We start from the raw sequence: 18,091 nt of genomic DNA, 5'->3' as shown, positions 1-18,091 counted from the left end.
GCGTTGCTTCATAGCCCACTACGATAGCAATTGATCAATCAACGCCATGCGAACGAACAGACCATTACCCGCCTGTTCAAAATAAATCGCACGCGAATCGGTATCAATCTCAGGACTTATTTCATCTACCCGAGGAAGCGGATGCATAATAATTGCCGATTCTGGAAGATGCGACAAAGCAGCTTTATCTATGATAAAATTCAATCCCGCAAGCTTTTCAGGGTGCTCTAAACGCTCTTTTTGCAAACGCGTCCAGTACACGACATCGGCATCCTTAAATGCGGCGTTCATATCCGAGGTCTCGTTAAAAATAGTCTCCGTTTTTGTCAGCGCCATCTTAATATCATTACCTATTTGAAGTTCGGGAATAGAAACGTACGTAATTTTATTATTCTTATAGCGTGAAAGCAGCAGCGACAACGACCGCACCGTACGTCCATTCGCTAGATCGCCACCCATAACAATGCGAAGATTATCAAGCCGGCCAAATTTTCGATAAATCGTGTACGCATCGAGAAGAGCCTGAGTAGGGTGTTCGCCCTTGCCGTCGCCCGCATTTATAATTGGCGTTACACCTACCGAACCGGCCCGCGCAGCCGCACCTGTTTCGTGATGTCGCATCACAATACAGTCATACTGATATTCATCGAGGACACGGATTGTATCCTCAATCGTCTCACCCTTAGAGGCCGACGAAAACTCGCGCGCGTTTTCAGTGCTTACCACGCCCATACCCATTTTCGCCGCCGCCGTCTCAAAACTGAGCCGGGTTCGGGTAGATGGCTCGTAAAACAAGCTACACATCTGCTTTCCAGCATGAAGTTGCGCCAATTCGCGTCGTTGGTCGTTTGTTACATAAGTACGAAGTTCATCGGCGCGAGAGAATAGAGAAGCAAGCTGAGTCTGGTCGTATTGTTCGACTGTCAGTACATGCATATGCTTTTACTATAGCACGCCAAGTCATTACTTCAACAAAAACAATACGCCCACTAAAAAAATGGGCGTATTATGCGTTTTCTATACAAAAGAGCGATGCTTTATCATGACAAAGCACATAGTCGTGACGGCTTGTATAGTAGCCGTCGCAATAGATTTCTGTTTGACGTTTTGCACTACATGTACGTTTACGATTCGTGCGCCCGGCTATTTATAGGCCGATATGGGCTGGACAAACGCTTACGCCCACAGGCATAAGATACATAGTTTCTGTTCGTTTTTGTAGGTTACCCTAAAATAAAGAGAAAATCGATTGCTGTAATAAATATAGCACACTTTACTAATTTTGTCAATAGAGTATACTAAGGTGACATGAGCGCACGCTACACCCTATTTAAAATCAATGATTTCGCCGAGCGCTTTCATATTCCCAAACTGGTCGAACCTATCGAACGCCACTACAATATCAGCCCTACGCAAATGGCGCCAGTTATTGTCGTTCGCAACGGCGCGCCAGTGCTTGAACACATGAAATGGGGATTCGTTCCACAGGGTGCAAAAGACACCAATTCTGTGTTTCGCTATAAAACATACGACGCCAAATCTGAAGGTATTTTCTCAAAAAACATCTGGCGTGATGCTATTCGTGAAACCAGGTGTCTCGTTCCTGCGAATGGATTTTACGAATGGAAATCAACCGACGAAGGCAAACGTCCATTTTATATTACCGCCGATCAAGAACTCTTTTCGTTTGCCGGTATTTATAGTTCATGGACTGACCCAGCTGGCAAAGAATGGGGCACCTTCGCTATCGTTACTACCGAAGCAAACGATGAAATGTGTGCAATAAGCGACCGAATGCCCGTTATTTTACAGCCCGAAGAGGAGCATACGTGGCTTAACCCAACTGCAAGCGATATCAACACGCTTTACGATAGCATGCGCCCCTACGATAAACCTCTTCGTGCCCACCAAGTTGGATTTGAGGTGAATAATACCAAAGCCGACAATCCAAAGCTTATAGCTTCTATTTAGTTCAGAAACTCCGTCGGGGAGGCGCCAGATCACTCCGGCGCCTCCCCGACTCACAGAAGGACTTACTCGTTCCAGCCGGGTTCGACCTTGATCTTGCCGCTTGCGGCGCGTCGCAGTGTCACCTTGCGGTGATTCGACTGCAACAGGTCGTCGCCTTCAACCTCGACGACCCATCCGTGAACCCGATCGGATGCCATCTTCAGCAGCTCCAGGCGAATGCCATAGCGACTGCTCGTCCCGATTGATACCACTTGCAAGAGTGTGGAGCTGTTCGCCTTGCGACTCAAGTCTCCAACCTCCCACGTGGCATTGGTCGAGAAGCCGCTTTGCGTCAGCTCGGCAATCCGTGCCGCGCCCTCGCTGCGTATTCTATCGTTGGAACCAGCCATCATCAACTCCCGTGTCGTTCGCTCTCCACAATGTCGAGCGATTTTCCAAATATAAACAACCGCCCTTTAGACTGTCAAGCGATCGCCTCACATGGTATAGTACGAATATGCATTACATTGTAAGCAACTTTTTTGCCTTTACGAACCCCTCCTAGGCGGATTTGTTTGCATACACAAAATACAAACCCGCCAGCAGGCGGTTTTTTTAATAAGAAAAGGAATCATATGGCCCAATCTATCGAGCAACTCCGATCGACAATAGACAACATCGACCAACAAATCGTCGGGCTGCTCAACCAACGAGCCCAAACAGCAAAACAAATCGGCAGTACTAAAACCGATGGGGTTATTTACAAACCCGACCGCGAAAGAAGCGTCATAAATAACGCTCTTCAAACAAGTACCAAAGCACTGCCGGACTCTTCGGTCGAAACTATCTACCGCGAGATAATCGCCGCATGTCGCAACCTTCAGCAACCGCTAAAAGTCGCCTATCTTGGACCAGAAGGTACCTACAGCGAAGAGGCTGCTAGGCGGCACTGTGGGCAGACATCCGAATTCGTTTGGGCAAGCTCGATTGGCGAAGTACTGGTAATGGCAGAGAACGGCCAGGCCGATATTGCTGTTGTGCCTATTGAAAATTCGACTGAAGGGTCGGTCTCACATACGCTTGATTTACTCCAATCGACACCGCTTACTATTTGCGGTGAAGTAGCATCTCCTATTCATCACCAGCTACTTACCAATACACACGACATTAAGCACATCAAAGAAGTTATCGCCCATCCGCAGGCGCTTGCCCAGTGCAAAAAATGGCTCGACACACATCTCCCCAATGTCACAAGAACACCCGCAAGCAGTAATGCAGAGGCCGCCCGACAAGCGGCCGACTCTACGGAAGCCGCCGCTATTGCAGGTGAACGCGCCGCATCTATTTACAAGCTAGCAATACTTCATAAAAACATAGAGGACGAACCGAATAACACAACGCGCTTCTTAGTTTTGGGAAAAAACGAAACCTCAGCTACGGGAGACGACAAAACATCACTTATTTGCACGACACAGAACAAACCGGGCGCGTTATATAGGCTTTTGGAAATACTAGCCAATCAAAATATCAATATCGTTAAGCTCGAATCGCGGCCATCACGTCAAAATTTATGGGAATATTATTTCTATATAGACATAGACGGACACAAAGATGATGCGCCAATACAAAACGCCCTTGAAGCAATCAAAGATGTCACCACCTCGACAAAATTTCTTGGGTCATATCCAAAAGGAGCGCTACTATGATCTCACCAAAGCCCTACATAAAAACCCTTGCCCCCTATCAGCCCGGACTTCCAATAGAAGTCGTTGCGCGGAGCTATGGCCTACAGCCAGATGCCATTATTAAACTTAATTCAAACGAAAACCCCCACGGACCAAGCCCCGCTGCCGTAGAGGCAATGCGCCATGCCCTGCAAAACTCTCATCGCTACCCCGATACTTTTTCGCTCACTCGGCTCCTATCTGAACAATTAGGCGTTTCAGGCGACTCGCTGATACTTGGCAATGGCTCTAACGATATTATCGATCTTATCGCAAGAACATTTCTTGGTAATAACGACGAATCAATCGTGTCACAATACGCTTTCGCCATGTACGAGGTCGCTATTCAAACAGTGGGCGCCTCGAGCCACATTGTGCCGGCAAATAATTACGGCCATGATCTTGAGGCCATGAAAAATGCCCTCGCTGCCAAGACAAAAGTAGTATGGATAGCCAACCCCAATAACCCCACAGGGACATTCATTTCATATGCCGATCTAGAAAACTTTATTACGCAGGTTCCAAAAAATTGCATCATCGTTTTAGACGAAGCCTACTACGAATACCTCGAACCGAGTGAACGCCACAACACAGCGCTTTGGCCTGCAAAATATCCCAATGTCATTATTATTCGCACTTTCTCAAAGATACATGGAATTGCGGGACTGCGCGTGGGGTACGCTATTGCAGCACCTCATATTGCCGAGCTAATCAATCGCGTACGTCTTCCATTTACAAATAATCATCTTGCCGTTGTAGCCGCCTCGGCTGCCCTACTCGATCACAAGTTCATAGAAATGAGCCGAAAGACAAATGCAAACGAACGACGTAAAATCGAACAGCAGCTGACGCTTCACGGCATCGATTTCATTCCATCGAAAGGTAACTTTATTACACTGCGCATTTCGGATAGCGCCGTATACGATAGCCTTTTGCGCCAGGGAATTATCGTGCGCCCGCTTGATAATTATGGCTTGTCCGGCTGGATCCGTGTCAGTATTGGGCTGCCTCAAGAGAACGATTGCTTCATAAATACACTCATTCCGCTTGTCTCATCAGCAAAAAAGAAGTAGAGTATGGGTAAGATGAATACAACGATCAAAGAAACCGTCAAATCGTTTTTTGACGCTTACCCTTCCCGTCAGTTCAGTAAAGGCGAACTCGTTCTACGACCCGAGGAAAAATTAAAGGACATCATATACCTCGAAGAGGGACAAATCGTCGCTTACGATATTTCTGTTGGCGGCAATGATATTGTTGTGAATGCCTTTAAGTCTGGTGCTTTTTTTCCGCTTTCGCAGGCTATTAACGACACACCGAATCGTTACTTTTACGAGGCAGTAAATTCCGTTACCGTTCGTATTGCACCAGCAAAGGATGTCGTTGCGTTTCTTAAAGAAAACCCCGATGTCACCTTTGAGCTTTTGAGCCGCGTCTACCGTGGGACCGACGGACTACTCCGACGAACCGCTCACTTAATGGGCGGTAGTGCAAAAAGTCGCCTCATTTTCGAATTACTTAACGCCTCGGCACGATTCGGCGTTCCAGGGCCCGACAACAGCACATTTATTCCTCTTACCGAAAGCGACCTCGCAAAACGTTCAGGCTTATCGCGCGAAACGGTTAGTCGTACAATTCGTTCACTCAAGACTGCCGGTCTCGTTCAGCTACAGGCACGTGGTGTTGTTATATTCAGCCACGCCGATCTCGAAGCGACCCTAGGCTCAGACCTCTAGGTTTACCTTTAATCAAGTAACCTACTAAAAATCGATTCCTTGATTTGCAATAAACCCATCATCAAAATGATGCTTTTGTTTTTTCATTTCCGTTAAAATATCAACCCTACCTTTACTATCCATAGGAAAGTTTCGTCCCGTCAGGCAAAGACTTGTTTTTTCATGCTTAGCGTAGATGAGCTCTTTTAGATCATTGATCGATAGTAGGCCGTCGTGAACTGCATTGTTAATTTCGTCGCAAACAACCAAATCATAGTCGCCACTGCTCGCATATTCCAACGCAAGATTATACGTCTTGCGTGCAACAAGTTTATGCTCGTTTACACTCACATTTGCGGCGCTCATAGAGCCTGCATTGTAAAAACCTTTACCGCCTTTATGCGTCACTAGCTTGCCATCAAAAAGTGGGGCAATTTTTGTAAAAAACGCATCCTCACTTACCTGCCAGCTTTTAATAAATTGTATAAACGCCACCTTCGAGCCAGCGCCGAGGGCCCGGCATACTAAGCCGAGCCCTGCACTTGTTTTGCCTTTGCCATCGCCTGTATAAACAACCACGAGACTTTCTTTTTGCTTACCCTGCATATGTGCTACTGCATCTCGCAGACGCCGCCCGCACAACCAAGCTCCTTAGCGCCATTCGTTTGATCTTGCTGTTCGTAAATAACAAGTCGCGAAAAGTCGAGTTTGCCCAGCGCATTCGTTCGTTTCGTAAATTCCTCCTCGGTGATTTCTTCGTACGGTGCAAGTTGATAGACGTGATCGTTTCGAGGAAGAAACGATAGCCCGCCAACAATATCCCAGTTTTCGTACACAAAGTTTGCTACCGAAAGCCATTCGTTATCGCTTGCATAAATTGTCACCGATGGATTATGCTCGGTAAAATGCGTCTTTAAGCGCTTCCATTCTTCGAGCATCGTAAGGGCAGAGACATCCTTTGCAACAATCGCACCTTCTGGAGCTTTTACAGGAAATTCCAGAACCATTGTTGTGGCTGTTGATGTTGAGTAGCCAACCTCTGGAAAAATAGGCACACCTTGTTCCTGCGCTAACTTAAGTAGCGGGTCGTTGATACTTATTCGAACGCGGCGAATGTAATACTTGGCAAACCATGGGTGCATACCCGAACCAACACCAAGCAGCTGTCCGGAGTTTCCATGCGGCTTTACACAAGTGACGGCTGTCGATGGATTTTTGCCAAAACGCTTTGCATATTTTACGTTCGCTTCAACACAACTATCTCGCAGTATTTCAAGGTTTTTATCGTTACGGACAATCTCGTTGTCGTAATAGCCCGTCATCGAGACACCCAGAAGCTGTTCACGTTCACAGTTTTCATGCCACGATTTATCAAGGTAGCCAAAATCAGTCAAGGTTGCTTGGTATGTTCCTACAAGCGCAGCAAGTCGCATCTTCCGTGTAAGGTTTTTCATGTCGTCATCTGGGCGAACAACAATAGATGTAAGGTTGCAAAATTGTTTCGATTGCAAATAGATTTCGCCACACGGATTAACGCCAACCTGCGACTTACCCTCTAATTCTTTCCAGCGGCGTGCAGGAACCTGCTTGTCCAAATCGCCGCGGTTAAAGATGCCTCGTTCACCACTGCCAGACGTTACAAGTGCCGTCCACTCCTCTAAAAAGTCGCCAGCAGAAGGCTTTACCTCGTACACGGCAGAGTTATTTGCCATTGAACGCTGGCCTTCGGTTTGCCAGAATGCACCTTTTTTCGCGTCACGCATTGCAGAATCATCAAGCGACGATAGCGAGATAAGTGCCGAGCGTCGCACGCCACCCGCAACTACAATCAGCCCGATCTGACAGATAATATCGTGCAGATCGAGCGTCGATAGGCGACGACCTTGGCGTGATAGCATTTTAGCGCGAGTAAAGATCATGAGATCACGCAGCGGTGCGGGACCCGACGAGCGGCCACCCATTGTCATAAGTCTGTCGCCAGCGGGACGAACTTTAGAGTAATCGATAAATACATCATACCCCGAGGCCCAAGCATCACAGGCCTGAACATACGCCTCACACCAACCTTCTTTGCTGTCCTCTACGACAATCTTTTCGCGCTGCTTGCCCGTTTGCTTTTGAATTTGCGGAAACTTTTCAACGTTTTCTGGCTCTACCGCAAACCCACAGCCGGCGCCGCACATTGAAACATACATAATTTCAGACAAATCTTGCCAAGAAGTCGGTGCAATATATGCACAGTTGTAGGCGCAAACATTTGTCGCTTCACAAGCATCGCCCGCCGACCATAAAAGTCGCATAGAAGGACAAATCTCGCGGCTGATAATTGCCTGACGGACTTCACTATACTCTTTATCTGTCAGCTTATCACCAAGTTTTTTCTGCATATACGCCATAAACCTGTCGATCGCCTCAATCCAGGTTTCGCGCCTCCCAAGGTCATCGCGCCACCTCGCATAGAACTGGTAAAAAATAAATTCTTGGTACGACGACGAGAAATACGCGCCGCTCTCGGCGACCTTATCGCGAATCTCCTGCGAAATCGCCTGTTCCATTTGGCGTTTTTTCGCATGCTCTTCGCGGTACAATATAAATGCCTTTGCCGTCGCGACATAATCTGCCAGCATAAGTTGGCGCTCGACTTCATCTTGGATAGCCTCTACGTTTGGCAAAAAGCCCTTGTATTTTTTAGCAGCAAGCACAAGTTCGCTTGCAACCTTGTGCGCCAAAACTATCGCTTCGTCTCGCGTCCCTTCCTTGGTCTCTTGCAGTGCTTTGTCGACTGCTGTCACGATTTTGCCAAATGCAAACGGCACCACTCTTCCATCGCGCTTTTGCGTTTGCGGTAGATATTTCTTATATGTCTTTACCGCTGAAGTTTTATCAAAAGAGTCTTCAATAACTGACACATCGGTGCCACTAGCATCTTTTTTCATTACCCTTATCCCCCGTTTTGTTTTTATTACACACGCCTCTCCGGCAGTGAGGCGTATTATAGATAACCCAGAAACGGATTGGTGTGATGCTTGTCACTTATATTTGTAATTGGCATATACACCCCAAGAAACTAATGACTATATTACTACATTAGCGTGTTGTAAGAGTCTCGCTACGCTACTTCTAGCGTTTGATAAGTGTTCGAGCCCAGGCAATAGCACGATTCAGTTCATCGTCTTTCAAAGGACCTTCTTGGCCCGTGACAATAAACCCTTCGGGGTTTCCAATTAATGTGGCGCCCTTTAGTCGCAATATGTCCGCCATTTTTGGAGCAGCGTAGCCGATAATCCTCATTAACATCTTTAGGCCAAATCCGTGTTCTTTTTCGGCGTAGCGCGTATCAAACGAGGCAATACGCAGGTTCTTAACTCGGATATTCGGAATATCTCTCACATAATCAAGCATTGCACGAGTTGGCTGTCCACCTTGTGTTGGAGACCCTACAATAAGCAAATCTATGTCATCGAGCATATCCGCTTGCGCACTCTTAACCAGTGAGATAGTAGCAGCCCCTTGTTCATCGAGTGCCCGTTTAATAGCAAGCGCTACCATTTCCGTATTTCCGTATGCAGAATCGTATATAATTAATGATTTCATGTCATCACCATTTAAACAGATGTGCCGCTGATCATATGTGATTATTCGCACACAAGCGCCAGTTGACATATACTATACTTAAAGCAAAACCAGAATAAGGAGACTCCCATGAGCAACCCAGCACCAGATAAAGACGAAAAGAAAACTCACCACATCCAACCACCGGTCCGCAAGCTATACCGACGCCCTAAGACTGGCAAAATTGCCGGGGTATGTTCGGGACTCGCTGAATACTTTGCCGTCGATGTTACGCTTCTGCGCGTCGCCTTTATTATATTTACGTTTATCAGCGGCGGCTTTGGCATTCTTGTATATCTTGTCCTTGCAATCGTTATGCCGGTTCAGTCGGGCGAGCCAAACGAGATTTCTAATAACCTTCAAGAATTGGCGTCGGAAGCTAAAAGTGTCGAATCGACACATCGCATGCGAAACTACGCTGGAGTCGGCCTTATTTTGCTAGGAGTATGGCTCTTACTCGCCCAGATATTTCCAAACTGGATTGAGACGTACGGCGCAATCTTCTGGCCGATGATTCTTATTGCAATCGGAGCCGTTATCTTGCTACGGAGTGGTAAATAATGAAAACCAAAACACAAGATATTGCATTTGGGAGATACATCTGGGGACTTACACTTGTTACAATAGGCGTCTTAGCTCTTCTTCAGTACTACAATATTGTTGTCATCGACGGAGAAAGTGTCGCGCGTATGTGGCCGCTCCTTATCGTTTTCTCTGGAATATCATTACTTTCTGTCCGCAGCTGGTTATGGGGTTCGACAGTCATGCTACTAATTGTCACGCTTCTTGCAGGCGCAGTAGCAATCGCCACCGGCTATCTTCAGCCGCCAGCCGCCCAACAGTCGGCAAATAGCAGTGTTACTGTAGCAAAACCCGACACAGATGTTCACATGATCAACCTACTTATAAAAAATGCTGCAGGCAAACTAAAGATAGATTCAGACACCGAGGGGTCGCTGGTGCGTGCGGCTTACGGTGGCGAGCTTCGTCACAATGAGACATTAAAAGATGGAACACAAACAATCGACCTCGAAGCGACAAATAATACGAACTGGTGGCTTGGATCTTCAAATGACCTCAATGTCACCATGAACGAGACAATCGCGACTGACGTTACGCTATCTTCGGGTGCAGCAAATGTGGATGCAGATTTCTCGCGTGTTCCACTTCATGTCCTCACGATTAAATCTGGCGCCAGCTCGAACACGATTAAACTAGGACAAAAAACCAAAGCAACGACAATTCATCTCGACACCGGTGTAAGTTCGATTGAATTATTGATTCCACGCGGAGCAGGCATTCACAATACTGTTGAATCGGGCGTAAGTAACATCAGTATTCCCGATATGCACGAAATTAGCAAAGGTATATATGAAACAACCGGCTACGACCTAGCTGACCAAAAAATACGACTTGAAGGTAAAATAGGCATGGCAAACTTGAAGATTACTTACTACTAGTTTAGTTTTGTTCGTGACTTCGTCGACGTATTCCTATAAACAACAGCCCCGACAACACCACAAATACGAACCCACCAACTATCCATACCCACAGCGAATTATCGACTGTGGGTTTTTTGGTCTCATCCTGCGTCTGCGGCTGTTGCACGCCTGGCTCTTCGTTTTGATTAACCGGCTCTTCAGGAATAGCATCGGTAGGAGTCTCTTCAGGTCCTTCCACAGCGCCGCCTCCGGCTCCAGGCTGTCCTGTAGCACCGTCTTCGTTTCCGCTTCCACCATCTGGCGACGAAGGCACACCCGGCTCTTCTGGCGTTGGCGTTTCCGGCTCCTCATCGACTGGCGGTGTGTAGTTGCTGTATGTCGCCTCGTACTCTCCTGGTAGCGCATCAAATACAGCATACTCGATACCTTTGATCGTACTTATATCAAACGAGACGGTACTTGCACCTCGCAGCAACGTCGTTAGGCTGCCTCCGCCGTTTGACACGGGCAGCATCGTCCGGAGACCATTTGCGCCTTCGGCAGGCGACAGCGTAAAGCTAGTTCGCCCAACCGTCGCTGTCATGTCGCTGATTGTCGAGCTTTCACGACCCTCTTGCCACAACAGCGCTTGTTCAGCACTAATCATAGGTATGTTGTACGTTCGCGCTGCTGCTGCAAGCGTTTTATCAAACGTATTCGTCATATCGTAGTGCGTGCCAAAAATTCCGTAGTACCCAGCTGCCCCGACCGCATTTGCCAGTGTGGCATTGATATTTGTCGCTGTCGATGCCTGATCGTCGAAGTTCGTCACACCTTGGCGAACATCAAGCATACCGCCCGTTGCATCGGTAAATCGCATATTCATGGCCGACCCTGTTATAACCGTCGCGTTTGACCCAATCCATGATGCCGGGTAAGCGACGTAGTTAAGATCGTATCTAATTCCTAGTACATCATCAATTTTGATTTGACTGTCCCAATCGCCCCAAGCATAACAATGGAACCGGTGAGAAAGCTGGTCGGGTAAGCTTGTGTACTTAGCCCGCCATATTGCGAGATCTGCATTATATTGATTAAGTGTTGCCGCATACGAAAGGTTTGTACAGGCGCTGTCAACATGATCACCGATCTCGAATCCCAAATTATAGTACTGACCAGCACGTGTGTTTGTTAACGCAGAGCTTGCATAAATATAATGTGTCGCGCGAACACACTCCCAATCCATTTCGGAGCAATAAGTAGGGCTATCATTCAGCCAGTTATTCAAGATTTTTTCGGTGCCATTGGCATTACTTAACCCATGATCATCACCCGCCATTACCATCGCCGCTTTGTAGTCGTGTGGCAGATACCAAAAACGCGGCAATGGTTGCGCCTCTTTTGTGGCATCGATGATCGTGTTCGCCAGCAAACGCTGTTGTTCATCTGCCTGAGGAATGTGCATTTTGTTAAGATTAACCCAATCAGGCTGCACGTCTCCGGCTTTCGCTCCAAAAAACAGATCATTTGGCCGGCGCGGCGAGCTACTATCACGCTCTTGCCCCGCCCAAGCCTGATTGCCTTGGTGGAGAGCGATTACGGATTTCGCAAGATCGTAGGTAAATGCTGTCGCCGAGCCACCTTTTGTCCCTACTTGGCGGGTTGTTACAGCAGGATTAGTCGTACTTGTCGAAACATCACTGTAAAGTGTCGCCACCGCACGCGCGCCATTTAGGGTGTAGTTATCGGCCACACCCTTAAACTGTATCGTTTCATTAACAAGCCCTTCGCCAGGAGCCTGAGTTGTGTCGATCATAAGATATTGATTCGTCAATGTTCCCCCGGCAGAACTTATTCCAAGTAAGCTCGCAAGATCACTATCGGGGCGCATAGCCACAAGATCACCCCCGGCATTCACCCAAGTCGTAAAGACAGTAGCCTGAGCAGCGCTTAAAGACAGTTCAGACAATATAACAGCATTGTAGTTGGTAAGAACGGTTGGCGTGATATCATCGATATCTTTTACTTCAAATTCGTTTAAGCCTTCTGCTCGTAGGATTTCGGCATAGTAGGTGCTGTATGGATTTGCCGCAGATGTCACAACAAGAATCGGACCACCCGCACCCTGAGAGAGGGTTGGTGAAGCTGCGCTTCCAACGGTAAAGCTCCATTCATATTCCGATCCTAGTTCTACACCGTCGCCATCAGCAACAGATGCGGCAATTTTAGCCGTGTAACGTGCACCGGCAGAAAGAGGACTCGACGGGGTAAACAGCGCGCCTCCGGTTCGAGAGTCGTAGCTAGCGGCACCACTTACCTGCGTGCCGCTCGAATTAAATAATCGAAACGATGCATTTGTTACCGTTGCATTATCCAGAACCCTATTAAACTGGGCGGTGATTTCGGCGTCGGCAGCAATACCATAGGCTCCACTACTTGGCTGCGTCACTTCAACAGCTAGTGGATTAGTAATAGTTGACGTAGTCGAGAAAACGGCATCAATCCAGTAGTAGTTACCCGTGGTACTTCCCGTACCCGGATAGTTACCGCCACTGATATTAAATACACCGTTGCGATTTCCGCTCGACGTCGCCGCATTCTCGGCCGAGTCGTTTGCGAAAGCAGTCAGATATCCATTTTGGATATTCTGCCCTGTCAACGCGCCATTCGAAGAAACATAAGTACTCGAGGCTGTGTATGAAATTATATACAACTGATTTTTATAAACACGGAGAGGCGTTGAAAGTTTTGCCTCTTGCCAGCCATAATCAGACTGGTTGTCGAATGTCGCCGTGGCAAGACTCGTGCCAGTCGAGCTCCATACCCTCGCCGCATTCGTTGTGTCGTTACTTAGCAAGGGTTTAAAGTATCGCAGCGAGGTAATGTAGCCGTTGCTACTTGGCTTAATTTTCACCCCAAGCTCAACAGGGGCCGCCTCGCTGGCCGTAAGAACATTCGTCGGATTAACTTTATCCTTTAGCGAACACGGGCACGCATTCGTAGCGGCTGTGGTGAATGACCATGTATAGTCGGCTGCAAGCGGCAGGCCGGCGTTGTTTTTAAGAACATCCCCGGTTCCACCTTTTAATAAAATTGTATACTCGGTATTAACCTCAAAGCCTTCATCTGCCACAAACGATGCTGTTTTAGATGCGCCATCGTAACTAATAACACCCGGAACGGGATCACCCGAAGCATCTTCTACAATAAATTTATCACTGGTTAGCGTCGCAGTGTCCATACTTGTACTGAACGTTGCCGATATCGTCGTTCCTAATTGCTCATTTGTCGCGCCCGCCGTTGGAGTAACCGCCGTCACTTCCGGTTGCGCTGTCGCAAAGAAAATGACGTCTATCCAATAGTTCGCTGCATTAAACGAGCTAGCTGGAAAATCGCCACCATTACCTGCAAAAACTCCATTACCACCCGAACTGGCAGATGAAGGTGCTTTTAGCGGACCATTGATAATATCGGTCGTAAAATAACTACTGGTTGCGATATATCGCCCGTCGTTAAATGTCGTTGAAGCGACATACGTTGTACCCGCCGTTACAAAAACAGGCGTAGAAAATGTCGCTTCCTGCCAGCCAGACGCCGTCTCAGTGTAGGTTATCGATGCCAAAGGCGTTCCGTTCGCAGCCCAAAGCCTACCCGTGTGAACACCCGACATCGCCCCTTGCTTATAAAACTTTACGCCGCTAATATAGCCATCTTGATCGGGTATTACTTTCACGCCCAGCTCTAGGTCGGCGCCTTCGCTAAAGTTAGAAGCGCCCGTAGGAGTACCGAAAAGCGAACAAGCACAGTCAGCACTTACGTTTTCCAGCCATGTCATAGAGAGTGGGGTTATTGCAGCGATCAGAAAAGCAACACCCAAAAAGGCTTGTAGCCTCCACTTTCGCACCCTCATGCGCCTAAGTGGCCGTATGCTTCGATCACCCAACTTCATACTTGATCTAATTTTATGCTAAAACAGTGGCCACTACAATAGAAAAGCTCATGCTAAATTATTTCTTTTTTATATAATTGTGGTATAATACGAAATGTTATGAATTATATAGCCACACAGATTGAATCTTGCCGCGTCGCATCACACGACATGCTTAAGGGCGGCAATTCACACTGCGTGGCTTATCTTGTAATCTAAACTTCATTTGCGAAACGAGATAAGCCTCCGACTTCGGAGGTTTTTTCGTACAAACAATCGAATATCGGAGGCTTCTCTGGTTTCAGAAATACTGAAACCATAAAGAAAAGGAGAGGAACAATGGCATTTGGACCAGTCATGCGGCTCACCGTGCCGCAGACCGAGGGCAACGATATCGTTGTCGAGCTTGCGCCTTTGCAAAAAGACGCAATGGGCTCATTCGCTTCCACCGGAGGCATGCAAAGCTACCCTGTTGTCCGTTTTTTGGGCCGGCAGTCGGCACCCGTACTCGAGGATGAGCTGGAGTGGTACGACAGTGTCCGCGCGAACAAAGATTCGATGATCTGGGGAATCTGGATTATCGAGGACAATCAGCGCACGCTCATCGGCACGTCCGGCCTCAACGCAATCGAGCATGGACGCACCGGCATCAAGCAAGCGACAAGTGGTGTCCTTATCTTCGATAAGGAGTACTGGGGCAAAGGTATCGCCAGCTATATCCACAAGGCGAGGACATGGTTTGCGTTTCGCGAACTTGGAATCACCCGGATCAAATCCGCGGTCATTCAAGGAAACGTCGCTAGCCTGAAGGCGCTTCAAAAAAGCGGCTATACCCATGTCTACGTGGAGCGAAACACCTGCTACACGAACGGAGAGCTTCGCCACCAGGATAATCTTGAGTGCCTTAACCCGCTCGAGCCATTCTGGAGCAACTGGTGGGGGCAGGACACGCCTTCACAAGCAGCCGTAGCCGCCCGCGCCGTCACCCTAGAGGCGCTGCAATGGGCTGACGCAAACGTCACACTCCCCTAATCAATCGCCCGCCGGACATCCAGTTCGGCGGGCACATACATGTAGTACTTGAATTATTTTCGTTATCTTTTATAATAACACAGGCGCTACACCGGCGCCCATTCGCAGATGGGACAGTACCAGTGATATCTCCGCATCAAACCACGTACAAGGCGTTCACGGACGGGGTCACGAACGATGACCGCGCGGCCGTGGCAGCACTCGTTTCGCGGGACTTCCGCGCCGAACTCGGCAAGGGACCCTTACGATTCGAGGGTTTCTGGGAAGAGATCACACGGCAGCGGACGGCCTTCCCGGATCTGGGAAAGAACGTCAAGGTCGCCAAAGTCGCAGAGAAAGGCGACACGCTTCGTGTCTCCTATGACATGACTGTCACCTTCTCGGGACCACTCACCGACGGGTGGGGTATCTCATACCCGCCCACGGGCCAGACGGTCGTCATCCCCTCCGCTGACCTCGTCGAGTTCGACACGGACGGCAAGATCCGCAAGCTGACCGTGAGCAGCCAGGTGGAGATGGTGATCGGCCAGATGTTCTGATCGTCATGCGAAATGGCGCGCGGAGGGCTGCACACGCAGTTCTCCGCGCGCCCGACGAAACGATTTTATTTCTTTTTTAGCACTTTTCTTTTCCTGTGCGCATCGTGATTGGGCCGCGTCAAGTTTTCGGGGCGCAAAATTTTATCCAACTCCTCTTGAGTCATCAGCCCCATCTCTAAAATCACCTCAACAACGCCACTGTTCCGACGCGCCGCCTCTTTAGCGACAGCGCTTGTGTTTGCGTAGCCAATATGAGGGTTTAGTGCCGTAACAATACCTATCGAGTTCGCTACCGTTTGGCTTAATAGCTCATGATTTGCCGTAATCCCTTTTACGCAATTGACCGCCAGCGTAATATACCCTTGGCGCAAATAAATAAGACTGTTTAGTAGATTATGCGCAATAATAGGCTCGAATGCATTTAGCTGTAACTGCCCAGCCTCAGCCGCAAACGAAACGGTAACATCGTTGCCGATAACCTCGAAGGCAATTTGGTTCACTACTTCGGGAATAACCGGGTTCACCTTGCCCGGCATAATACTCGACCCCGCCTGAACAGCTGGCAAGTTAATCTCGCCAAAGCCTGCACGCGGCCCCGACGAAAGAAGGCGCAAATCGTTACATACCTTCGATATCTTCACTGCCATTCTTTTAAGCGTTCCCGAAAGCTCAACAAACGCGCCCATGTCCTGTGTCGATTCAATCAAATTCTCGGCTTTCGTAAAACTATAACCCGTCAGCTCTGACAGGATTTGACAAACAGTTCCCGCATATTCCGGGTGCGTATTAATACCCGTGCCGATTGCCGTTGCGCCCATATTTAACTCTTCAACGGCAAGCGCTGTTGTTTCCAGTCGCCTACGATCACTCGCGAGCATTGCCGCGTACGTACCAAACTCTTGTCCAAGCGTCATAGGCACCGCCTCTTGCAACTGCGTCCGCCCCATTTTTAGTATGCCGGCAAAATCAGTCGATTTTCGATCAAATTCGCTATGCAAAACATCAAGGGCTTCAACCAATTTATCTATTTCAAAACGCAACGCTACTTTTATAGAAGACGGATAAACATCGTTCGTGCTTTGGCTCATATTCACATGATCAAGCGGATGCAAATGCTTATAGTCGCCTTTTTTATATCCCAAAATCTCAAGCGCCCTATTAGCAATAACTTCATTCGCGTTCATGTTCATCGAGGTTCCCGCCCCGCCCTGGATCACATCGACAACAAAAAATTCGTGCAGTTTACCTTCACGAATTTCTTGACATGCTTTTACAATTGCTTCGGTGCGGATTCTATCCAGCAGCCCTAGGCGGTAGTTTGCGACAGCGCAGGCTTCTTTTATATAGGCAATCGCATCGATAAACCCAGGGTACATTTGCACAGAGGTGCCCGTTATCGGAAAGTTCTCGGTGGCGCGCAGGGTATGCACTCCATAATAGACGTTAGATGGTACTTTTCGGTCTCCAAGAAGATCGTGCTCGGTTCGAAAGTTAGATTCTATCATCTTTATATTATAGCAACTATGTCAATTACAGTGCCTATGTTTATTTTTCAAAAACACACCAAAGATGTATAGTAAAGCAATGACAAAGCTGATTATAGCGATAGACTGCGATGACGTTATTGTTGGAAGTGCGCCGTATATTTTACAGCATTACAACACAACGTACGGAACAAACCTCGATATTAGCGATTTTTACTCCGAAGACCTAACACTATGGGGTACGACAAGCCGCGCCGAAGCGATTAAGCGTGTCGATGATTACCTGATGACCGATGAATATCAGCAACTTCCGCCCTTTCGCGAGGCAATAGATGTCGCGCGCGAGCTCGCTAAACACTACGAGCTCCACGTCGTTACAGGGCGCGCAGATTTTCTCGCACCCGCCACCGAGGCAATGCTGGAACAGTATTTCCCTGATATTTTCACATCTGTCGAATACACAAATTTCTTTACAGAAACACCCCGTTCTAAGGCGACTGTCTGCCAGGATATCGGTGCAAGTATATTGATAGATGATCATCTTCACCACGCAAAAGTTGTGGCAGAATGTGGCGTTCGCGTTTTACTATTCGGCAACTATTCGTGGAATCAAGCCGATACACTTCCGGCAAATATTGAACGCGTGGAGAGTTGGACCGACATCAAGAAGCTTTTGATTAGCTAGC

General features: G+C 48.0%; 15 protein-coding genes. 9 read left to right on the top strand and 6 right to left on the bottom strand.

Annotated features, from left to right (window positions below; translation table 11 throughout):
- Positions 1-18: 18 nt before the first annotated feature.
- Positions 19-936, bottom strand: a complete 918-nt coding sequence (pyrB, locus tag HZB75_02005) for an aspartate carbamoyltransferase (protein ID QQG51257.1) — start codon at positions 934-936, stop codon at positions 19-21.
- A gap of 372 nt (positions 937-1,308) precedes the next feature.
- On the opposite strand from pyrB, the gene HZB75_02000 reads away from it, so the two are divergent.
- From HZB75_02000 to HZB75_01985, 4 genes are all read left to right on the top strand, one after another.
- Entirely contained in the window at positions 1,309-1,971 is a 663-nt protein-coding gene (locus HZB75_02000; GenBank protein ID QQG51256.1) for an SOS response-associated peptidase, read from the top strand.
- Between the two features lie 614 nt (positions 1,972-2,585).
- Positions 2,586-3,656: a prephenate dehydratase gene (gene pheA / locus HZB75_01995; GenBank protein QQG51255.1), complete on the top strand. Its 1,071-nt coding sequence runs from the start codon at positions 2,586-2,588 to the stop codon at positions 3,654-3,656.
- Entirely contained in the window at positions 3,653-4,747 is a 1,095-nt protein-coding gene (locus tag HZB75_01990) for a histidinol-phosphate transaminase (GenBank protein QQG51254.1), read from the top strand. The genes pheA and HZB75_01990 overlap by 4 nt, the downstream gene beginning before the upstream one ends.
- Before the next feature lie 12 nt (positions 4,748-4,759).
- The gene (locus HZB75_01985) at positions 4,760-5,410 is read left to right on the top strand and encodes a Crp/Fnr family transcriptional regulator (protein QQG51253.1); all 651 of its coding nucleotides are present in this window, start codon (positions 4,760-4,762) and stop codon (positions 5,408-5,410) included.
- Between the two features lie 24 nt (positions 5,411-5,434).
- Here the strand turns inward: HZB75_01985 and HZB75_01980 are convergent, their stop codons facing one another.
- The 3 genes from HZB75_01980 to HZB75_01970 all read right to left on the bottom strand — a co-directional run bounded on the left by HZB75_01980 (position 5,435) and on the right by HZB75_01970 (position 8,983).
- Positions 5,435-5,995, bottom strand: coding sequence for a cob(I)yrinic acid a,c-diamide adenosyltransferase (locus HZB75_01980; GenBank protein QQG51252.1), 561 nt, complete (start codon positions 5,993-5,995; stop codon positions 5,435-5,437).
- A gap of 5 nt (positions 5,996-6,000) precedes the next feature.
- Entirely contained in the window at positions 6,001-8,325 is a 2,325-nt protein-coding gene (locus HZB75_01975) for a ribonucleoside-triphosphate reductase (protein ID QQG51251.1), read from the bottom strand.
- A gap of 184 nt (positions 8,326-8,509) precedes the next feature.
- Entirely contained in the window at positions 8,510-8,983 is a 474-nt protein-coding gene (locus tag HZB75_01970) for a flavodoxin domain-containing protein (protein QQG51250.1), read from the bottom strand.
- A 108-nt stretch (positions 8,984-9,091) separates the two neighbouring features.
- Between HZB75_01970 and HZB75_01965 the strand changes: the two genes are divergently transcribed.
- Both HZB75_01965 and HZB75_01960 read left to right on the top strand, forming a co-directional pair.
- Entirely contained in the window at positions 9,092-9,562 is a 471-nt protein-coding gene (locus HZB75_01965) for a PspC domain-containing protein (protein QQG51249.1), read from the top strand.
- Positions 9,562-10,461: a hypothetical protein gene (locus HZB75_01960; protein QQG51248.1), complete on the top strand. Its 900-nt coding sequence runs from the start codon at positions 9,562-9,564 to the stop codon at positions 10,459-10,461. The genes HZB75_01965 and HZB75_01960 overlap by 1 nt, the downstream gene beginning before the upstream one ends.
- 1 nt (position 10,462) lies before the next feature.
- Here the strand turns inward: HZB75_01960 and HZB75_01955 are convergent, their stop codons facing one another.
- Positions 10,463-14,371, bottom strand: coding sequence for a DUF4082 domain-containing protein (locus HZB75_01955; GenBank protein ID QQG51247.1), 3,909 nt, complete (start codon positions 14,369-14,371; stop codon positions 10,463-10,465).
- Between the two features lie 318 nt (positions 14,372-14,689).
- Here HZB75_01955 and HZB75_01950 point away from each other — a divergent pair, with 318 nt between their 5' ends.
- Positions 14,690-15,382, top strand: a complete 693-nt coding sequence (locus tag HZB75_01950) for a GNAT family N-acetyltransferase (GenBank protein QQG51246.1) — start codon at positions 14,690-14,692, stop codon at positions 15,380-15,382.
- Positions 15,383-15,504: 122 nt separating this feature from the next.
- On the top strand, positions 15,505-15,921 hold the full coding sequence (locus HZB75_01945) for a nuclear transport factor 2 family protein (GenBank protein ID QQG51245.1): 417 nt from the start codon (positions 15,505-15,507) through the stop codon (positions 15,919-15,921).
- A gap of 65 nt (positions 15,922-15,986) precedes the next feature.
- Here HZB75_01945 and aspA read toward each other — a convergent pair whose 3' ends face one another.
- Positions 15,987-17,426, bottom strand: a complete 1,440-nt coding sequence (gene aspA / locus HZB75_01940; protein QQG51244.1) for an aspartate ammonia-lyase — start codon at positions 17,424-17,426, stop codon at positions 15,987-15,989.
- Between the two features lie 79 nt (positions 17,427-17,505).
- Here aspA and HZB75_01935 point away from each other — a divergent pair, with 79 nt between their 5' ends.
- Positions 17,506-18,090 carry a hypothetical protein gene (locus tag HZB75_01935; protein ID QQG51243.1) on the top strand — a complete coding sequence of 195 codons (585 nt, stop codon included), beginning with the start codon at positions 17,506-17,508 and terminating at the stop codon, positions 18,088-18,090.
- Position 18,091: the final 1 nt, after the last annotated feature.

The sequence above is a fragment of the Candidatus Saccharibacteria bacterium genome, assembly GCA_016432585.1.
GTDB lineage: Bacteria > Patescibacteriota > Saccharimonadia > Saccharimonadales > Saccharimonadaceae.
The sequence above is the reverse complement of the archived record's forward strand: the minus strand, read 5'-3'. Positions and strand labels throughout refer to the sequence as shown.